The 19,058-nt window shown below is 41.8% G+C and carries 16 protein-coding genes; all 16 read right to left on the bottom strand.

The features are described from left to right. Window positions 1-32 precede the first annotated feature (32 nt). Window positions 33-761, bottom strand: a complete 729-nt coding sequence (locus I6H78_RS05605; RefSeq protein WP_198459056.1) for an ABC transporter ATP-binding protein — start codon at window positions 759-761, stop codon at window positions 33-35. After that, window positions 761-1,768, bottom strand: coding sequence for an ABC transporter substrate-binding protein (locus I6H78_RS05600; RefSeq protein ID WP_198459055.1), 1,008 nt, complete (start codon window positions 1,766-1,768; stop codon window positions 761-763). Before I6H78_RS05600 ends, I6H78_RS05605 begins: the two co-directional genes overlap by 1 nt. A 36-nt stretch (window positions 1,769-1,804) precedes the next feature. Then, window positions 1,805-2,563 (bottom strand): ABC transporter permease, encoded by a 759-nt coding sequence (locus I6H78_RS05595; RefSeq protein WP_198459054.1) that lies wholly within the window; start codon window positions 2,561-2,563, stop codon window positions 1,805-1,807. Beyond that, window positions 2,526-2,816, bottom strand: coding sequence for a thiamine-binding protein (locus I6H78_RS05590; RefSeq protein WP_198459053.1), 291 nt, complete (start codon window positions 2,814-2,816; stop codon window positions 2,526-2,528). Before I6H78_RS05590 ends, I6H78_RS05595 begins: the two co-directional genes overlap by 38 nt. Window positions 2,817-3,091: 275 nt before the next feature. Further along, entirely contained in the window at window positions 3,092-5,725 is a 2,634-nt protein-coding gene (polA, locus tag I6H78_RS05585; protein ID WP_198459052.1) for a DNA polymerase I, read from the bottom strand. Window positions 5,726-5,854: 129 nt separating this feature from the next. After that, a complete protein-coding gene (locus I6H78_RS05580; protein WP_198459051.1) occupies window positions 5,855-8,842 on the bottom strand; it encodes an SIALI-17 repeat-containing surface protein in 2,988 nt (995 codons plus the stop codon). 116 nt (window positions 8,843-8,958) lie between these two features. Next, entirely contained in the window at window positions 8,959-10,080 is a 1,122-nt protein-coding gene (locus I6H78_RS05575) for a CHAP domain-containing protein (RefSeq protein ID WP_000143408.1), read from the bottom strand. 99 nt (window positions 10,081-10,179) lie between these two features. Further along, window positions 10,180-10,446 carry a Veg family protein gene (locus I6H78_RS05570; RefSeq protein WP_001278165.1) on the bottom strand — a complete coding sequence of 89 codons (267 nt, stop codon included), beginning with the start codon at window positions 10,444-10,446 and terminating at the stop codon, window positions 10,180-10,182. Between the two features lies 1 nt (window position 10,447). Next, window positions 10,448-11,800 (bottom strand): replicative DNA helicase, encoded by a 1,353-nt coding sequence (gene dnaB, locus I6H78_RS05565; RefSeq protein WP_045617921.1) that lies wholly within the window; start codon window positions 11,798-11,800, stop codon window positions 10,448-10,450. Between the two features lie 43 nt (window positions 11,801-11,843). After that, a complete protein-coding gene (rplI, locus tag I6H78_RS05560) occupies window positions 11,844-12,296 on the bottom strand; it encodes a 50S ribosomal protein L9 (protein WP_000864211.1) in 453 nt (150 codons plus the stop codon). Beyond that, window positions 12,293-14,266 (bottom strand): DHH family phosphoesterase, encoded by a 1,974-nt coding sequence (locus I6H78_RS05555; protein WP_198459050.1) that lies wholly within the window; start codon window positions 14,264-14,266, stop codon window positions 12,293-12,295. Before I6H78_RS05555 ends, rplI begins: the two co-directional genes overlap by 4 nt. Window positions 14,267-14,412: 146 nt before the next feature. Then, window positions 14,413-15,591, bottom strand: a complete 1,179-nt coding sequence (locus I6H78_RS05550) for an acetyl-CoA C-acetyltransferase (RefSeq protein ID WP_198460230.1) — start codon at window positions 15,589-15,591, stop codon at window positions 14,413-14,415. Between the two features lie 176 nt (window positions 15,592-15,767). Further along, complete coding sequence (tnpA, locus tag I6H78_RS05545; RefSeq protein ID WP_198459049.1) at window positions 15,768-16,232, bottom strand: IS200/IS605 family transposase; 465 nt, start codon at window positions 16,230-16,232, stop codon at window positions 15,768-15,770. 196 nt (window positions 16,233-16,428) lie between these two features. Then, on the bottom strand, window positions 16,429-16,977 hold the full coding sequence (hpf, locus tag I6H78_RS05540; RefSeq protein WP_198459048.1) for a ribosome hibernation-promoting factor, HPF/YfiA family: 549 nt from the start codon (window positions 16,975-16,977) through the stop codon (window positions 16,429-16,431). A 79-nt stretch (window positions 16,978-17,056) separates the two neighbouring features. Beyond that, the gene (locus I6H78_RS05535; RefSeq protein WP_198459047.1) at window positions 17,057-17,719 is read right to left on the bottom strand and encodes a ComF family protein; all 663 of its coding nucleotides are present in this window, start codon (window positions 17,717-17,719) and stop codon (window positions 17,057-17,059) included. After that, window positions 17,716-19,014 carry an ATP-dependent helicase ComFA gene (locus I6H78_RS05530; protein ID WP_198459046.1) on the bottom strand — a complete coding sequence of 433 codons (1,299 nt, stop codon included), beginning with the start codon at window positions 19,012-19,014 and terminating at the stop codon, window positions 17,716-17,718. The genes I6H78_RS05535 and I6H78_RS05530 overlap by 4 nt, the downstream gene beginning before the upstream one ends. Window positions 19,015-19,058: the final 44 nt, after the last annotated feature.

Genomic DNA, 19,058 nt, shown 5'->3' with positions numbered 1-19,058 from the left:
TTGTATTTAACATATACTAATTTCTTAAAAGGCTACGTATTTAATCCCAATTCTGCTAATATTTGTCGTTTGTAGGCAATCTTTTGGACTTCTTTGTCTTCGTCTTCAGACCAATCTAGTTTAATTTCTGAAACAATCTGCCCGGGGCGGTTTTTCAAGATATAGATGCGGTCACTGAGATTGAGGGCCTCTTCAATACTATGCGTGATGATCAAGGTCGTCAGCTGTAGCTGTTTGTGAATCTCAAGGTACCAAGCGTGGAGTTCCATCTTGGTCATCTCATCCAAAGCGCTAAAGGCCTCATCCAAGAGAAAGAGCTTGTGCCCGAAAAGGTAGGTGCGGAGTAAAGCTACACGCTGACGCATCCCACCACTGAGTTCATGAGGATACTTATCCCGTACAGCTGTCAGCTGGAAGGTCGCAAGGATGTCATCCGCTCGGGCAATGGCTTCTGCTTTATTCACCTTTTGAATCAAGAGGGGCAGGATGATATTGCCAAGGACTGTCTTATGCTCCAAGAGGAGATCCTTTTGCAACATATAACTCACGCTCCCCTTGGGATTCTCCTCTCCATCAAGGACAATTCTTCCCGACTGGACTTCTAAAATTCCTGCAATCAGGTTAAAGAGGGTAGTCTTGCCTACACCACTGGGACCTAGGATAGAGACTACTTCACCTGAAGTCACCTGCAGGTTAATGTCCTCTAAAATCTTCTCCTCACCATAGGCATAGCTTACATGTTCTAGTTTAATCTCTGTCATTATTTCACAAATTCATTGGTGAAGCCTTTGTCTGTCAAGTCTTCTTTAAGGATGCCATTTTCTTTATCCCATTTGTAGAAGGCATTCCAACGGTCTGCGTCAAATTGTCCCCATTTTTCCTTGTCGCTTGCGTATTCTTTTGACAAGTATTTTTGAGATTCAATGACAAAGTCACGTTTTTCCTTGAGTTCAGGGGCATTCTTGATGAGGATATCTGCAGCTTCTTCTGGGTGTTCCATAGCATATTGGTAGCCTTTTTTGATAGCTTGGATGACTTTACGGGCTTCTTCTTTATTGTCTTTCAAATAGTCATTATTTGCGATGATAACTGGTGAGTAGTAGTCAAACTCCTTGACATAGTCTTTCAAATACATGAAGTTAGCGTCTACGCCTTGAGATTTAGCAAGGATTCCATCCCAACCGTAGTAAATCCAAGCAGTGTCAAAAACTCCATTGGCAATCGGTGTGATTGAGTTTGAATCGTTGTTTGGTACTTTTTCGACCTTCTCAAAGTCTCCGCCTTGTGATTCTACCAAGGTTTTCAACATAGCAAGTTCAGTTGGATCATTCCAAGTTCCGTATTTCTTACCAACCAAGTCCTTTGGACTAGCTACATTGTCAGATTTACGAGAGATGATTCCTGATGTATTGTGTTCTACAATAGCTGCAACGGCAGTGATTCCTGCGCCTTTTTCCAATTTCTTAGCCATGTAGTCTTGGAAATACACTGCAAATGGTGCCTTTCCGTTGATAACCAAGTCAGAAGAACTTTCTTCTGGTGGCAATTTCAAGTCAACATCCACTCCAGCTTCTTTGAAATAACCTTTTTCCTTAGCAACATAAAGCCCTGTGTGGTTAGTATTTGGCGTCCAGTCTAGGATAAAGTCAATCTTCTTGACTTCTGCTTCTTTGTTGTCCTTAGAAGCAGTTCCTTGGCCACAAGCCACCAGCACGACAGCCACAAAAGCTGTTACAAGCGTTAAAAACACTTTCCATGTTTTCTTCATTTTATTTCCTCTTTTCTTTTTTGAAACATTCTTATTCTATGAACGTTTCCATTTAATCACATGTTTTTCGCTGATATCGACCAGCTTCATACCCAAAAGGCTGATAATCGACACCAGAATAATAATGGCAAACATGGTATCATACTGAAACAGTTTTTTAGACTGAATCATATAAACACCTAGTCCTTCAAAACCTCCCAACCACTCAGATACCACTGTTGTGATAAAGGCGTAGGAGACACTGACCCTCAGACCTGCATAAAAGTAAGGCAGGCTGACCGGGATTTTAAAATGCCACAGGATTTGCCAAGGATTGGCTCGCATCAGACTAAACAAGGTCAGCATATCCTTGTCACAATGCCTAAAACCATCCAAAATGCTGACGATGATAGGGAAGGTTGTCGTCAGGATAATCAAGACAATCTTGGGCAAAATCCCATATCCTAGCCACAAGACTAGGATAGGAGCTATAGCAATAGTCGGAATGGTCTGGACAACCACCATCATAGGGTAGATCAAATCATTGAGCCAAGTCAGACTGTCCATAAGCACCGCCATGAGACAGGCAATCAAGACTCCCAAGACTAGACCTAGTAAAGCCACTCTCAAGGTCGCCCAGCTATGGTGCCAGAGAAATTCTCTGTCACGAGCAAAGGCCTGGAGAATTTCAAAAGGAGTTGGTAGGATAAACTTGGGTAAAAGTTTGAATATTCCTGCTAACTGCCAGATTGACAAGACTCCTAGAAAACCCAATAGACTAATGTGTCGTCTCAGTATACTTTTCAAGTTTCTCATCAATGCTCAAAATCTCTCCTACATTTATTTTGACATTGGCAAAGACATTATCTGCTTCCTGCCCTGCCACTTCTAGCGCTTCTTTGAGAATGCGCATAAGTTCATCCAACTCCCCTTCCAAGACCGTTTCAAAGGGTGTCACCACCATGGTCACGGACTGAGCTTGCAGATAAGCAATCACCTGATCGATAATAGCGACTCGGTTAACCCCCTGCGATAGGGGCAAGACTTGCAAGGCAATGCTTGCTTTCATAAAAACCTCCTTTTCTCAGGTTTCCTTTTGATAAAAAGAAAACCCCTTCCATATATGGAAAAGGTCAGAATTCGGCTAAGTATCGTTCCCTACGCTGGCATTACCCAGATCAGGTGCGGTCGAAGTTTAACACTTCCTCTCAGACTGTACACAGACTCCCATATATTATATGGACATATGATAGCGCAAAACAAGTAAGATGTCAAGGAAACTGCTTACAGAAAATCTTGAAAAAGAGTTTGAAGATAAATGCTTCAAACTCTATCATAGCTTTCTTATTTAGCCTCGTACCAGGTTGCTCCTTCATTCTCATCTGCGATAAGGGGAACACTGAGCTGGATAGCTTCTTCCATGGTTTGTTTCACTAGATCTTTAACGGCTGCTAGTTCCGATTTCGGAACCTCAAGGACGATTTCATCGTGCACTTGCAACAGCATCTTGGTCTGATAACCACCTTCAACTAGAGCCTTGTCTAGCTGGATCATAGCAATCTTAAGGATATCTGCTGCCGAACCCTGAATAGGAGAGTTGATGGCCGTCCGCTCTGCAAAACCACGAATGTTGAAGTTGCGCGAATTAATATCTGGCAACTCACGACGACGTTTGAAGAGAGTCTCTACATAACCCTTATCACGCGCCTCACGTACCACTTCATCCATGTAGTTTTTGATCCCTGGGAAGCGTTCAAAGTAGGTATCAATGTAAGCCTTAGCCTCTTTACGGCTGATGCCCAGATTATTCGATAAACCAAAATCTGAAATTCCGTAGACCACTCCAAAGTTGACAGCCTTGGCATTGCGACGGTCGTTTGGAGTTACATCCTCAGGGCGTTCAATTCCAAAGACCCGCATGGCTGTCGAGGTATGGATGTCTGCTCCCTCTTGGAAGGCCTTAATCAAGTGCTCATCCTTAGAAATATGAGCCAAAACGCGCAACTCAATCTGCGAATAATCCGAGCTAAGAAGAACACTATCCTCCCATTCAGGTACAAAGGCCTTACGAATGAGACGGCCTTGTTCCAAACGAACAGGGATATTTTGCAAGTTTGGATCTACACTAGACAGACGTCCGGTCTGAGTCAAATCCTGCACGTAGCGCGTGTGGATCTTGCCATCATCCAAAATCCAGTCCTGCAAACCAATCACATAGGTAGATTGAATCTTAGCAATCTGACGGTAGTCTAGAATTTTTTTAACAATCGGAGCAATAGGAGCTAGTCGCTCTAGCACATCCACGGCTGTCGAGTAACCTGTTTTGGTTTTCTTAGTGTATTCTAGAGGAAGACCCAGTTTTTCAAAGAGAAGCACGCCCAACTGCTTAGGGGAGTTGATATTAAACTCCTCACCAGCTAGCTCATAAATCTCTTGAGTGAGTTGCTCAATGACGACCTCATTTTCAGCCTGCATCTCAAGTAGGGTTTCTTTTTTGACCTTGATCCCAGCAATTTCCATCTTAGCAAGGACAAAAGCCAGAGGTTGCTCCATGTCATAGAGAAGGTCTAATTGTCCATGTTCACTGAGTTTTTCAAGTAAAACAGGCTCAGTCTCAACCAATACAGCAACCTTGCGAGCCAAGTGCTCCAAGAATTTCTCTCTCTCAGGGATAGCTTTCTTGACACCCTTACCGTAGAAAGTCTCATCATCGACCAAGTAAGTCTGGCCATAGAGATTCGCAATGGTTGAGATTTCATTGTTCTCGACTGTTGAGAGTAAGTATTTTGCCAAGCGACTGTCAAAAGCAGGTGCCTGGAGGTTCAAACCCAAGCGATTTAAAAGAACCTTCGCTTTCTTAAAGTCATACACTTTCAGAGGTGTTTTTTCTAAAAATTCCTTGAAAATCGGCTCCTGCAAGAGCTCAAGTTTATCTGTGGCGTAAAGTTTATCCCCACAGGACCAGGCAAAACCAACCAAATCATCTGTATGGTAATTTTCACCAAAGAGTTCAAAGTGGAAGATAGAGTCGTCACTCAACATATCTTGACTGACTTGGTCAACGATGGCGAAATCCAAGCTTTCAGGCGCATCCGTCGATGACACATTTAAAGCTTGTTTAAGCTGTTTGAAGCCCATCTCATCGTAGAATTTCCCGAGATTTTCCACATCTGGGCCGTTATAGACCAAATTATCAAGGCCAATCTCAATCGGTGCATTTGTCTCAATAGTCGCCAAGGTTTTAGACAAAAAGGCTTGTTCCTTGTCATTGATGAGATTTTCCTTCATCTTAGAAGCCTTCATCCTGTCGATATTTTCATAAATACCCTCTAGCGAACCGTGTTCTAGCAAGAGTTTGATACCCGTCTTTTCACCAATCTTAGTGACGCCAGGGATATTATCAGACTTATCTCCCATAAGAGCCTTAAGATCGATAAACTGAGCCGGTGTGAGGCCCATTTTTTCCATGAGATAGTCTGGTGTAAAGGCCTCAAACTCAGCCACACCTTTCTTGGAAATCTCGACCACCGTATGCTCATCCGTCAACTGGATCAAGTCCTTGTCTCCGCTAACGATTGTTACATCAAAAGATTCATTTTCAGCCAAGCGACCAAGAGTTCCGATGATATCATCCGCTTCATACTGGGCCAACTCATAATGGCGAATCCCAAGATGGTCTAACAACTCACGAATGAAGGGAAATTGCTCACGAAACTCATCTGGAGTTTTAGCACGGCCACCCTTGTAGTCTGCATACATCTCTGTTCGAAAAGTCGTCTTACCAGCATCAAAGGCTACCAAAACATGACTGGGGTCAACCCGCTCTAAGACATGATTCAACATGAGTTGAAAGCCATAGATTGCATTGGTATGAAGGCCATTAGCATTTTTAAAACGATCCAACTGCTGATAGAGCGCAAAAAAAGCTCGAAAAGCAACAGAAGATCCATCAATTAATAATAATTTTTTCTTGTCCATACACCCATTATAAAGGAAAGCAAGGAAAAATACCATCGGAAAGAGCTGAAAAACGTGGACTTGTCCCTATTTCACCATAAAAAAGAAAAGGACTATTCAAATCCTTTTCTTTTATTGATTTCATGCGATTTATTTGTTTAATTTTCTCTTTGCAAATGGTAGCAAACCAAGAAGGAGACCAACAAATCCTAGCGATGCGATTGCTGAAGCATCTTGGCTTCCTGTATTTGGAAGGAGTTGCTCATCCGTTGCTGCAGGCGCTTTGTAGGTACGATCTTGTTCTGTTCCAAGAGTAGGGTTTGTAGCCAAAGGAGCTACACTGCCAGTGTATTCTGGAACTTCATTTACTGCAGGTTCAATCTTTTCAGCATAGGCTGGAATATTGGCCACTGCTGGGGCACCACTTTCTGCATAAACTGGAACATTTGCTAGGGCTGGGGCACCACTTTCTCCATAAGGAAGAGCATTGTTTACTATTGGTGTACCGCTTTCTCCGTAAGCTGGAACATTCACTACGGCTGGGGCGCCACTTTCTGCATAAGGCAGAGTATTGTTTACTATTGGTGTACCGCTTTCTCCGTAAGCTGGAACATTCGCTACGGATGGAGCTCCGCTTTCGCCATAAGCTGGAATATTAGCCACCGTCGGAGTACCACTTTCGCCATAAGCTGGGACATTCGCTACGGATGGAGCACCACTTTCTGCATAGACTGGGAGTTCATTTACAGCAGCTTCTACCGCATTTGCACCTTTGTTGTATTCTGGCAACTCTGCAGTTGCAGCTTCTACTGCGTTCACCCCACCTTTAAAGTCTTCAATTTCAAGAACAGCCGACATGACACTACTTAGAGACTTAATAGCATTCTCATAGTCTACTAAAGCTTGTTGCAAGTCTTTGACTTGACTATTCTTGTCACCAGAAACTTGTAAACTTGATAATTGCGCTTTAATCTTAGCAACTTGCTCTTCTAATTTACTTAGCTCAAGTTTTTTCGCATTACTATTTTCTTCCGCCGCTTCCTTGTCAGCTGCAGTGAGTTTAGCTTGATCTTGACTTGAGAAATCTTCTTGGCTCTTCGCTTCGGCTGGTGTCACCTGGTCACTGTCTTCTGCCAAGAAATCATCTAACAAGTCGGACGCTTCAATATCTCCATCTTCGATAGCTTTCAAGATAGCATCCTTGCCAATCACTTCTTTAGCTGCCTTAATCGCCGCTTCCTTATCAGTGATAGTGGCATCTTTGTTGATGTCATCGATGGTTGATTTTTCAATTTTTTCTAGGGTAGCGATTAAATCTGAGCGAACTTTTGCTGCTTCTTCCGCCGCTTCCTTGTCCGCTGCAGTTAGCTTGGCTTGGTCTTGGCTTGAGAAATCTTCTTGGCTCATCGCTTCGGCCGGTGTTACTTGTTCACTGTCTTCTGCCAAGAAATCTGCCAACAAGTCGGACGCTTCAATATCTCCATCTTCAATGGCTTTCAAGATAGCATCCTTACCAATCACTTCTTTAGCTGCCTTAATAGCTGCTTCCTTATCAGTGATAGTAGCAACTTTGTTGATGTCGTCAATGGTTGATTTTTCAATTTTTTCTAAGGTAGCGATTAAATCTGAGCGAACTTTTGCTGCTTCTTCCGCTGCTTCCTTGTCAGCTGTAGCGAGTTTTGCTTGGTCTTGGCTTGAAAGTTGAGATTGGCTCTTCGCTTCGGCCGGTATTACTTGTTCACTGTCTTCTGCCAAGAAATCATCTAACAAGTCAGATGCTTCAATATCTCCATCTTCGATAGCTTTCAAGATGCCGTCCTTGCCAATCACTTCTTTAGCCGCCTTAATCGCTGCTTCCTTATCAGTGATAGTGGCATCCTTGGTGATGTCGTCGATGGTTGATTTTTCGATACCTTCAAGAGTTGTCAACAATTCGCTGTGAGCTTTTTCTTCCGCAGCTTGCTTAGCTTCTTCCTCTTTCTTGGCTTCCTCAGCTGCTTCCTTGTCCGCTGCAGCCAGTTTAGCTTGGTCTTGACTTGAGAAATCTTCTTGGCGCGTCGCTTCGGCTGGTGTCACCTGGTCACTGTCTTCTGCTAAGAAATCATCTAACAAGTCGGACGCTTCGATATCGCCTTCCTCGATAGCTTTCAAGATGCCGTCCTTGCCAATCACTTCTTTAGCTGCCTTAATCGCCGCTTCCTTATCAGTGATAGTGGCATCTTTGTTGATGTCGTCGATGGTTGATTTTTCAATTTTCTCTAGGGTAGCGATTAAATCTGAGCGAACTTTAGCAGCCTCAACCTGAGCCTCTTTATCAGCTTCGTCTAGCTTAGCTTGGTCTTCATCTGTGAATTCTGATACATGTTCAGCTGCCGTTTTGTGCTCGCTCGTATCTGCTGGCCAATCTACAATAACATCACCAATCTCCAAATCCTCATCTGCGATAGCCTTCAAAAGATCTTCTTTACCAATCTCTTCTTTGGCTTCTTTGATAGCCGCTTCTTTATTGGTGATTGAAGCGTCTTTTTTAATATCTTCAATTACAGCATTTTCAAGAGATTCTAGGGCTTGAACTAGAGCATCCGTCGCTTGAGACACTTGTTCTTTGGCATCTTTTTCAGCCTGGTCTAGTAGAGCCTTCTCCTCAGTAGATAATTTTTTATTAGTTTGAACTTCAGGACCTGTTACCACAGCCTTATCTTCTGCACCTTCTGGCAATTCAGCGATGATATTATCTAAGCTAAGCTCTCCAGACTCAAGAGTATCTGAAATATACATCTTACCGATATATTCCTTCACAGCTTCAGCTGCATCTTCTTTGTCCTCAATCGCTTCCTTATCCTTAATATCACTAATAGCCTGTTCCTCAAGTTCATCCAAAGCCTTCATCAACTCTTCTTTGGTCATCTTAACTGGATTTGTCGCACCAGGATTAGCTGGACTAGCGTTTTCTGATCCCTTTTCAGTTTGAGCACCGCTCTCCCCTTCTGTTCCAGCTTGTGGTTGTGCAGGAGCAACTGCCTGCTCTTCTGCTTTCCCTTCATCTGCCTTAACTACTGAAGGCTGTGAAACGAGTACACTAGCACCCAATACAGCTGCACTTGCTAAACTTGTTAAAATAACTTTCTTCTTGTCCATTAGACAAAGCCCCTTTTATAGTTTTTAATGTTATTATATTATACTATTTAAAGAACGTCAACTAATTCGATATCCATTTTAAAATTTTATGAACAAGAAGGAAGTCTGTATGATGTTTAAGAAACACTTCCTATCCTTACCCCATCACTGTCTAGTCTGTAGCCATCAATAATCGTATTAACAGCTAAGGCTCCCGAAGCATCGACATAGTAATGTTTACCCGAGACTTGGAACCATTGACTAGCTTTCATCCGGCCAGATTCCTCTAAGTAATACCAAGTTCCCTTATCTTTAAGCCAGCCCGTCTGCATCTCACCTGAAGCCTTTAGATAATACCAGTGAGAGTCATCCTTAATCCAGCCAGTTGACATGGCCCCATTCTCTTTTAAATGATACCAATTGCCATTAACTTTTTTCCATCCTGTCGCCAGCTTACCATTCTCTCGGTAATACCAACTCCCTCCTTCTTTTTTCCAGCCTTTCTCTGTATTGCTTAACTTTGTATACTGCACATATCTTCTAGCACCACTGTAGGATAGATAACCGAGCCACTTATAACCGTCCTTTTCAATAACCTGGTCATAGCTTACACTCTCACCAGCATAATAGTAGTTAATAACCTGTCCTGTACTTGACGGTTGGTCCATAATAGGCGATTTCCCCGTGAATACTATTGTCCCACTAGACGGAAGCTCTGAGCTACGAGCATTCTCACCTGCACTATGACTAGTAGATAAATCCCTGAAATGAATAAAACCTGTCATCGAACTAGCCTTGACTTTTCGACGGTTATACTTTTCTCGAACCCCATAGTTATACTCTTCAATCTCAATCGTATCCCCTGATACATTTGATACCCAGGCCACGTGCCCATAATAACCTTCTGTCGACCAAGCAATAGCCCCAACTTCTGGCTTAGTATCCACACGGTAGCCTTCTCGCCTTGCACGATGTCCCCATTCATTTGCATTTCCATAGGCAGGAGGAATCTCAAAGCCATTTACACTACTCAAACGAAAGGCCGCAAAAGAGGTACACTGGCGAGAATACATCCGCCACTGATCGATTTCAACACTACCATTTTTGTAGTGAAGCGGATAATCATCTCCACGCGCTACACTGGCGGCATGAGCCAATTCCCCACCCAACAAAAAGGTACTTGTAACAAACAAAGTAGCCAGCCCTACACTCAACTGAGTACATCTACTCTTCTTAACTCCTGATTTTAAAAACGTCATTCATTCTCCTTAATGATATAAATTTCCGAGGTTACCCTCGTTTATACTATTCGGGAGAAAAAGAAAAAAGTGAGCAAAGCTCACTTCATTTTAGGATTCTTAGTCTAGATAGCGAATCAAATTCTTTTCTGTCAAGATATCTGAGTAGGTGAAGGATTCAACATAGACATTGGCTTGTTTGTCTCCTTCAACATCCCCAAATTCAACGATAAATAGAGATGGATACACCTCAATTAGCTTACCCAATCTATTTTTTTGGCGCTTACGGCCATTCTCCAAAGTCATTTCAACGACTTGTCCCTCATGCGCCTTGATCTCTTCTTTGATTTTTTTCATCTTGGCTACATCTGTAAATGCATCTGACATTTTATGCCTCCCTCTTTGAGATACTTGAAAATTTATTGTATTCTTTTTGGAAAATCAATTCCACTGTTCCACGAGCTCCACTACGGTTTTTCTCGATGATAACCTCAACCTTATTATTTGGAATTCCTTCCTCTTCTTCACCCGCACGATCGTAGTAGTCGTCACGGTATAGAAAGGCTACGATATCCGCATCCTGCTCGATAGAACCCGATTCACGAATATCAGACAAGACTGGTCTCTTATCCTGACGCTGTTCCACTCCACGAGATAGCTGACTAAGAGCAATGACTGGAACTTTTAATTCCTTGGCTAGAATTTTCAACTGACGAGAAATTTCAGAGACTTCTTGTTGGCGGTTCTCACGACCAGTCCCTGTGATAAGCTGTAGGTAGTCGATCAAAATCAAGCCTAGATTGCCTGTTTCTTGAGCAAGTTTGCGTGAGCGCGAACGAATTTCCGTAATTCGAATCCCTGGCGTATCATCGATATAGATACTCGCGTTGGCTAGGTTCCCTTGAGCAATGGTATACTTTTGCCACTCCTCATCAGTCAATTGACCCGTACGGATAGAATGAGACTCCACCAAACCTTCTGCTGCCAACATACGGTCTACTAGGCTTTCTGCACCCATTTCCAGTGAAAAGATGGCAACCGTCTTGTCCAACTTGGTCCCGATGTTCTGAGCAATATTTAAGGCAAAGGCTGTCTTACCAACCGCTGGACGCGCCGCTAGGATAATCAGCTCCTCCTCGTGGAGACCTGTCGTCATATGGTCCAAATCACGATAGCCTGTAGCAATACCTGTAATATCCGTTGTTTGTTGTGACCGAACTTCTAGGTTCCCAAAGTTGATATTTAGAATATCTCGGATGTTCTTGAAACCACTACGATTGGCGTTTTCGCTAACATCAATGAGTCCCTTTTCTGCTTGAGCGATGATTTCATCTGCAGGCTTAGAAGCTTCATAGGCTTGGTTGACAGAGTCTGTCAACTTGGAAATCAAGCGACGTAGCATAGCCTTTTCGGCAACAATTTTAGCATAATACTCCGCATTAGCTGAAGTTGGTACTGAGTTGACAATTTCAACAAGATAGGACAATCCACCAATATTTTGCAGATCGCCTTGGCTATCCAAAATCGTCCGAACTGTTGTCGCATCAATCGCTTCTCCACGATCCGACAAGTCTACCATCGCTTGGAAAATCAACCGATGAGCATACTTAAAGAAGTCGCGAGAATCAATGTATTCTCGGACAAAAACGAGCTTACTCTCATCTATAAAAATAGCCCCCAGAACAGATTGTTCTGCTAAAATATCCTGAGGTTGAACTCGCAGTTCCTCTACTTCTGCCATCCGACTTTCCTTCCTTTTACAATCTTGTCAAGAAGTTGTAAACTTAACCTTCTTTTACACGAAGATTGATGACACTTGTAACATCTTGATAGATTTTCACTGGTACATCAATCAAACCTACTGCTCGAATTGGTGCTTGCACTTGAATATTGCGTTTGTCAATCTTAATACCAAACTGCTTTTGCAATTCTTCTGCAATTTTCTTGTTAGTGATGGAACCAAATGTACGGCCATCTGGTCCAACCTTTTCAACAAACTCTACAACTGTTTCTTCTGCCTCAAGCTTAGCCTTGATGGCTTTTGCTTCAGCAATCATTTCAGCATGAGCCTTTTCTTCTGATTTTTGTTTTCCACGCAACTCACCCACTGCTTGAGCAGTTGCTTCCTTGGCCAAATTCTTTTTAATCAGGAAGTTTTGAGCATAGCCTGTTGGCACTTCCTTGATTTCACCTTTTTTTCCTTTTCCTTTAACATCTGCTAAAAAGATTACTTTCATTCTTCTTTCTCCTTTTCCTTTAGTTCTTCCAAGATTAGTTGAGTCAATTTTTCTCCTGCTTCCGACAAACTCATATCCTCGATTTGCGCAGCTGCTAGATTAAAGTGACCACCGCCACCCAGCTCTTCCATAATGCGTTGCACATTGATTTTACTACGACTTCGAGCCGAGATAGAGATAAATCCTTGTGTATTTTTTGCTAGAACGAAGCTGGCTTCAATACCAGACATAGCCAACATAGCATCGGCAGCTTTACTGATAACAACTGTATCATAAGACATTGAGTCCTTAGCTTGGGCAATCAAGATATCTGAACCTAACTTACGACCTTGTAAAATGAGTTCATTTACCTCACGGTACTCTTCAAAATCTGTCGCAGCAATCTCCTGGATAGCAATACTGTCACTTCCCCGTGTTCTCAGATAGCTAGCCACATCAAAGGTTCGGCTCGTCACGCGAGATGTGAAATTCTTGGTATCCAGCATCATACCAGCCATCAAAACACTGGCCTGCATACGACTCAAACGATTCTTCTTAGAATTTTGGAACTGAATCAATTCTGTGACCAACTCACTGGCACTACTTGCCCCACTTTCAATATAGGTGATGACTGCATTCTCAGGGAAATCCTGATCACGTCTATGATGGTCAATAACAATAGTTTGAGTGAACAAATCATAAAAATCTTTTGACAAAGTCAAAGCCGTCTTGGAATGATCCACCAGAATCAATAATGAACGGTTTGTAACTAACTTCATCGCATCTGTAAGAGATAAAAGTTTCGTGACATCTTCCTTCTTCAAGAACTGAATAGCACGTTCGATATCTGCTGGCATATGGTCTGCATCATAGACAGCATAACTGTTCTCAATAATATTACTTGCAAACAACTGCATACCAACAGCAGATCCCAAAGCATCCATATCTAGATTTTTATGACCGACTACAAAAACTTGGTCAACACTTCGAATCTTATCAGAAATGGCTGTCATCATGGCTCTGGTACGTGTACGAGTACGTTTGATAGATGCAGCAGTTCCTCCACCAAAGTAGACAGGATTCTTGGTTTCGTTATTTTCCTTGACCACCACCTGGTCACCACCGCGAACTTCTGCTAAGTTCAAGTTGAGCAAGGCAATTTTCCCTATCTCTTCATGGTTTCCATCACCATAAGAAAATCCCATACTTAAGGTTAGGGCTAGTTGCCTCTGTTTTGATTCTTCTCGGAAAGTATCAATAACAGAGAATTTATCATTCATCAATTCCTCTAGTACCGTGTAATCTGTGAATACATAAAAACGATCCATCCCCACACGGCGAGAGAACATAGCATACTTACTAGCAAATTCTGAAACAAAATTAGCTACAAAGCTATTGATATGACTGATATCGGAGTCCGATGTCGCATCCTCCAAATCATCATAGTTATCTACCGAGATGACTCCAATGACTGGACGGCTAGTTACCAATTCGACAGTTGCTTCGTACTCTCCAGAAACATCAAAGAAATACAAAACACCTGAAGCCTTGTCCATATGGACAGCATATCGTGTTTCGCCCAAGGTAGCATACGAACCTGGATTCCCAACAGAAGCCTTGATGATGGTTTGAATTAACTCAACATCAATTTCCCCTTCTTCAGTAGTTAAAATCAGCTCAGCATAGGGATTAAACCATTCCACTTCTCCGCTTGATAAGTCTAATTTCAGGACTCCCACCGGCATTTGATCAAGCAAAGTACTCAAGCTATTTTCGGCTTGGTGATTTACATATTGGATTTGTTCAATTTCGCTCTTTTCATACTGTTTTTTTTGCCATACAAATAAAAGCAGATAAAGAAGTACAAATAAAAACAAAACAGTGATTGTTACAGCAAGATTATGTGAAAAAATAATCAGCAAAGTTAAGATTCCGAAAGTAGCAAGTCCTAGCCAGACCGCAGAAAACGGGATTAAATTATTTTTTTTCATTCTAAACCTCTTGCGCATTATTATATCACAAAAACCCTTAAAAAGCGACCTTTTAAAAGATGCAAGCCCTTCATTTCTCTAACTTCAGACACAAAAAGAGGAGGGAATCATCACCCTCCTAGCCCACATGTTCAGATTACTAACACCTAACGTTCCACGATAAGGGCTGTTCCCATCCCTCCTCCGATACAGAGAGTTGCTAACCCAGTTTTAACATCACGTTTCATCATCTCATGTACCAGTGTTACTAGGATACGGCAACCGGAAGCCCCAATTGGGTGACCAAGAGCAATGGCGCCACCATTGACATTGACAATATCTGTGTTGAAACCAAGTGTTTTCCCAACCGCACAAGCCTGAGCAGCAAAGGCTTCATTTGACTCGATCAAGTCAAGAGCATCAACTGTCAAATTGCCTTTTTCAAGAGCTTTGCGAGTCGCATAAATCGGTCCACATCCCATCATCTTAGGATCCAAACCTGCACTTGCATACGAACGAATGTGGGCAATCACTGAAAGTCCTAATTCTTCAGCTTTTTCAGCACTCATGACCAAGACAGCTGCTGCCCCGTCATTGATACCGGAAGCATTTCCCGCTGTGACAGAACCGTCTTTTTTGAAAACCGGACCTAGCTTAGACAGGCTCTCCAAGCTAGCATCTTTTCTAGGATATTCATCTGTATCAAAAACGATAGGATCGCCTTTGCGTTGAGGAATGACCACTGGCACTATCTCTTCTTTAAAGCGTCCAGATTCTATAGCTGCAACTGCTCGTTTTTGTGATTCCAAAGCAAGAGCATCTTGCTCTTCTCGACTGATGCCATATTCTTCAGCTACACTCTCAGCTGTAATCCCCATATGGTATTCGTTAAAGGCGTCAGACAAACCGTCCTTAATCATGGTATCTACTACTTTCGAATCGCCCATACGACCACCCCAACGGAAACTTGGCAAAACGTATGGTGCCTGACTCATGTTTTCTGCACCACCAGCTACCATAATATCTGCATCGCCACATCGAATCGCTTGAGCAGCCAACTGCACTGCCTTCAAACTGGAACCACAAACCTTATTGATGGTAAAGGCTGGTGTAAATTCAGAAAGTCCAGCATGAATACTCATTTGGCGGGCTACATTTTGGCCTAAACCTGCGCCTAGGACATTCCCCATAATCACTTCGTCTACCTGCTCTGATTTGACATTGGCTTTTTCCAAAGCACTCTTAATAACCAAAGCTCCCAAATCAACAGCTGAAACATTCTTCAAACTTCCTCCAAAGGAGCCTATTGGAGTTCGCACTGCTGAAACAATCACCACGTCTTTCATAACTACCCCCATTTATACCTTTTATAATAATTCAATCATAACCACCCGTCTAACGGGTGGTTTGCACCAGGGCTATAAGCCCAAATCACCAGCCAGCGCCTAAAGACGCTGGCTTTCACGTTGTTCAAGCCTCATTGCTCTTGACTCGTCACTTGCCTCTTAAAGAGACCTTGGTACTACTTACCACTATCCCTAAAGGGATCCTCATATTCTTTTACACTTAATTTATCTAGTGCTATATCATGTTTTTCCTGTTCTTGGATATATTTCCTAATCGTGGCTTCATTAAGTCCTACTGTACTCACGTAGTAACCTTCTGCCCAAAAATGCCGGTTACCAAACTTGTACTTGAGGTTGGCGTGTTTGTCAAACATCATGAGTGCACTTTTGCCTTTTAAATAACCCATGAAACTTGAAACACTTATCCTTGGTGGAATGCTTACTAACATATGTACATGTTCAGGCATTAAGTGTCCTTCGATAATCTCAACACCTTTATAACTACATAATCGGTGGAATATTTCTCCCAAACTACTTCGATATTGATTATAGATCACTTTTCGTCTATACTTAGGGGTGAACACAATGTGATACTTACAGTGCCACTTTGTGTGTGATAAACTATGTGCCTTTTGTGCCATATTTTTCTCCTTTCGCTTTACAATTGGCTTGAACACCTTTATTGTATCGCGTTTGGAGTTTTTTTGGTATAACCTTTGACGCGCACCCGCATAGCGGGTGGTTTATTTGTCTCGCACCTTACGGAGCGAGACGGACTAATAGTCACATAATACAAAAGTGGTTTACACTGGAGTAAACCACTTTAAAAATTCTATTTTATGATTCTTTCACTTCTAACAAACCAACTTCACCATCTTCACGGTGATACAAAACATTAGTTGTTTGATCTTCCACATCTACATAGATAAAGAAATCATGTCCCAATAAATCCATTTGAAGAAGGGCTTCTTCTAAATCCATCGGCTTCAAATCAATTTGTTTTGAACGAACGACTTTTGGTTGCACAACATTTGCATCTTCAACCAGAGCATCCGTAAAGAGTTGACTTGTCGCAACTTTATTTTTATTTTTACGTTCGATTTTAGTTTTATTTTTACGAATCTGACGTTCAATTTTATCTGTTACAAGATCGATAGAACCATACATATCTTGAGAAATATCTTCAGCACGAAGAGTGATAGATCCAAGCGGAATTGTTACTTCAACCTTTGCTGTTTTTTCACGGTAAACTTTCAAGTTCACACGTGCATCCAACTCCTGCTCAGGTTGGAAATACTTTTCGATCTTTTCGAGTTTAGAAACTACATAATCACGAATTGCTTCTGTTACTTCTAGGTTTTCACCACGGATACTATATTTAATCATATAAGTACCTTCTTTCTAAACATTTTTGTTTTTCTAATTATATTATAACGCTTTCATTTTCATTTTGCAAATTTTTTCCTCATCTTACAAGGGAAAAAGTTTTAACTTCCAAAGCACCTGCTTCTTCCAAAAGTCGTTTCACACGATTCACAGTTGCCCCTGTTGTATAGATGTCATCAATCAGCAAAATCTTCTTAGGAAGTGAGATTCCATCTTTAATAAAAAATGGAATTTCAGTAGCCAACCTTTCCAAACGGCTTTTAGAAGAACTAGCGCTCTCTTCTCTTTTTCCTAATATATCTTTAAAAGAAAAGCCTGCTGCCTCAACCAAACCCTCGACTTGGTTGAACCCCCTCTCAAGCAATCTTCCAGGACTTAGGGGAATTACAACAAATTGATAACCTTTATACTTTTTCAGCTCCTCAGCAAGAACAGGAGCAAAAACTTTTCTAAGCAAAAAATCGCCATCAAACTTATAGCGACTGAAAAAGTCTTTCATAGCTTGATTATAGGTAAAGATTGCCTTATGATCAACCCAAACTCCTTCTTTACACCAAAGTTTACAATCTTGACACTTAGTTGACATGCCTGTTTTCATACAGTTTGGGCAATAATTCTCACCAATCTTCTCAAAACTAGAAGCACAATCTGAACAAAGATAACTGCAGTCATCCTTCAAAAGGAAGAGACTACTAAAAGTAAGCTCACCCTTTGTAGTCTGGCCACATAGTAAACAATTCATAATCCCGCCTCCTTGTTCGTCTGCTTGATTTCCTTGATTGCCTTCTTTATGGAAGCATTTAATCCATCATGAAAAAAGAGCAACTCACCAGTTGGTCTGTCCATACTACGCCCAACACGTCCTCCAATCTGAATCAAGCTAGACTTGGTAAAGAGACGATGATTAGCTTCTACTACGAAAACATCCACACAAGGGAAGGTAACCCCACGTTCCAAGATTGTCGTACTGATCAGTATTGTTAGTTCTCCATCTCGAAAAGCTTGCACCTGCTCTAATCGGTCTTCTGTCACAGAAGACACAAAGCCGATATTCTCATTCGGGTACTGCTCCTGCAAGATTTCTTTTAGTTTTTCGCCTTTCTTAATCTCTGATGCAAAAATCAGTAAGGGATAACCTGTTCTTCTCTGTTTCTCAATATAAGTCTTTAACTTGGTTGACAATTGATTTTTCTCTAAACAGCGATTAAAATCCGATAACCAGACTGGTTTAGGAATAATCAAAGGATTTCCATGAAACCGTCTCGGCAAGCTTAATCTTTTTAATTCCCCTGTGCGAACCTTCCTATCTAACTCATCTGTAGAAGTTGCCGTAAGGAATATCCTCAATCCATCCTCCTTTACACTATTCTTTACAGCATAGTAAAGCATAGTGTTGTCAACATAAGGAAAGGCATCTACCTCATCCACTATCAACAAATCAAAAGCATGATAAAATTTTAATAACTGATGAGTTGTTGCAATTACTAAGGGAGTTCGAAAATAGGGCTCTGATTCGCCATGGAGTAGCGCTATATCGCAAGCAAAGTCATTCTGCAGTCGCTTATACAGTTCCAAACACACATCAATTCGAGGACTTGCCAAACAAACTGCTCCACCATCATCAATCACTTTGGATACAACTTGATAAATCATCTCTGTCTTTCCAGCACCTGTCACAGCATGAACTAAAGTCGGTTCCTTCTTTTCAACTGCTCGAATCAGCCCCTCTGATACCTTTCCCTGAGAAGGGGTTAACTGACTACGCCATTTAAGAACATCTTGCTTGGGAAAATCTTCCTGTGGAAAATAGTATAAAGCTTGATCACTCCTGACTCGCTTCATCAGCAAACACTCCCTGCAATAGTAAGCGCCAATAGGCAAATACCATTCTTCTTGAATCGGACTGTTACAACGTTGACAAAACAGTTTCCCCTTCTCTTTTCTCATTGCTGGCAGTTTCACTGCTACCTGTCGTTCTTCTTCAGTTAATTCTTTCTCAGTAAACAAGCGACCGAGGTAATTTGGATTTACTTTCATACTTTAATATTCGTAAAAACCTAGCACTTTAGGTATTTTTTTAG

The organism is Streptococcus oralis (genome assembly GCF_016127915.1).
Lineage (GTDB): Bacteria > Bacillota > Bacilli > Lactobacillales > Streptococcaceae > Streptococcus > Streptococcus oralis_BO.
The sequence above is the reverse complement of the archived record's forward strand: the minus strand, read 5'-3'. Positions and strand labels throughout refer to the sequence as shown.

Coding starts and splice junctions, on each gene's coding strand:
- I6H78_RS05580 (WP_198459051.1), bottom strand. CDS start 8,842: ATGGACAAGAAGAAAGTTATTTTAACAAGTTTAGCAAGTGCAGCTGTA.
- hpf (WP_198459048.1), bottom strand. CDS start 16,977: ATGATTAAATATAGTATCCGTGGTGAAAACCTAGAAGTAACAGAAGCA.
- I6H78_RS05590 (WP_198459053.1), bottom strand. CDS start 2,816: ATGAAAGCAAGCATTGCCTTGCAAGTCTTGCCCCTATCGCAGGGGGTT.
- I6H78_RS05535 (WP_198459047.1), bottom strand. CDS start 17,719: ATGAATTGTTTACTATGTGGCCAGACTACAAAGGGTGAGCTTACTTTT.
- I6H78_RS05595 (WP_198459054.1), bottom strand. CDS start 2,563: ATGAGAAACTTGAAAAGTATACTGAGACGACACATTAGTCTATTGGGT.
- tnpA (WP_198459049.1), bottom strand. CDS start 16,232: ATGGCACAAAAGGCACATAGTTTATCACACACAAAGTGGCACTGTAAG.
- I6H78_RS05570 (WP_001278165.1), bottom strand. CDS start 10,446: ATGTCAGATGCATTTACAGATGTAGCCAAGATGAAAAAAATCAAAGAA.
- I6H78_RS05575 (WP_000143408.1), bottom strand. CDS start 10,080: ATGACGTTTTTAAAATCAGGAGTTAAGAAGAGTAGATGTACTCAGTTG.
- I6H78_RS05600 (WP_198459055.1), bottom strand. CDS start 1,768: ATGAAGAAAACATGGAAAGTGTTTTTAACGCTTGTAACAGCTTTTGTG.
- rplI (WP_000864211.1), bottom strand. CDS start 12,296: ATGAAAGTAATCTTTTTAGCAGATGTTAAAGGAAAAGGAAAAAAAGGT.
- polA (WP_198459052.1), bottom strand. CDS start 5,725: ATGGACAAGAAAAAATTATTATTAATTGATGGATCTTCTGTTGCTTTT.
- I6H78_RS05530 (WP_198459046.1), bottom strand. CDS start 19,014: ATGAAAGTAAATCCAAATTACCTCGGTCGCTTGTTTACTGAGAAAGAA.
- I6H78_RS05605 (WP_198459056.1), bottom strand. CDS start 761: ATGACAGAGATTAAACTAGAACATGTAAGCTATGCCTATGGTGAGGAG.
- dnaB (WP_045617921.1), bottom strand. CDS start 11,800: ATGGCAGAAGTAGAGGAACTGCGAGTTCAACCTCAGGATATTTTAGCA.
- I6H78_RS05555 (WP_198459050.1), bottom strand. CDS start 14,266: ATGAAAAAAAATAATTTAATCCCGTTTTCTGCGGTCTGGCTAGGACTT.
- I6H78_RS05550 (WP_198460230.1), bottom strand. CDS start 15,591: ATGAAAGACGTGGTGATTGTTTCAGCAGTGCGAACTCCAATAGGCTCC.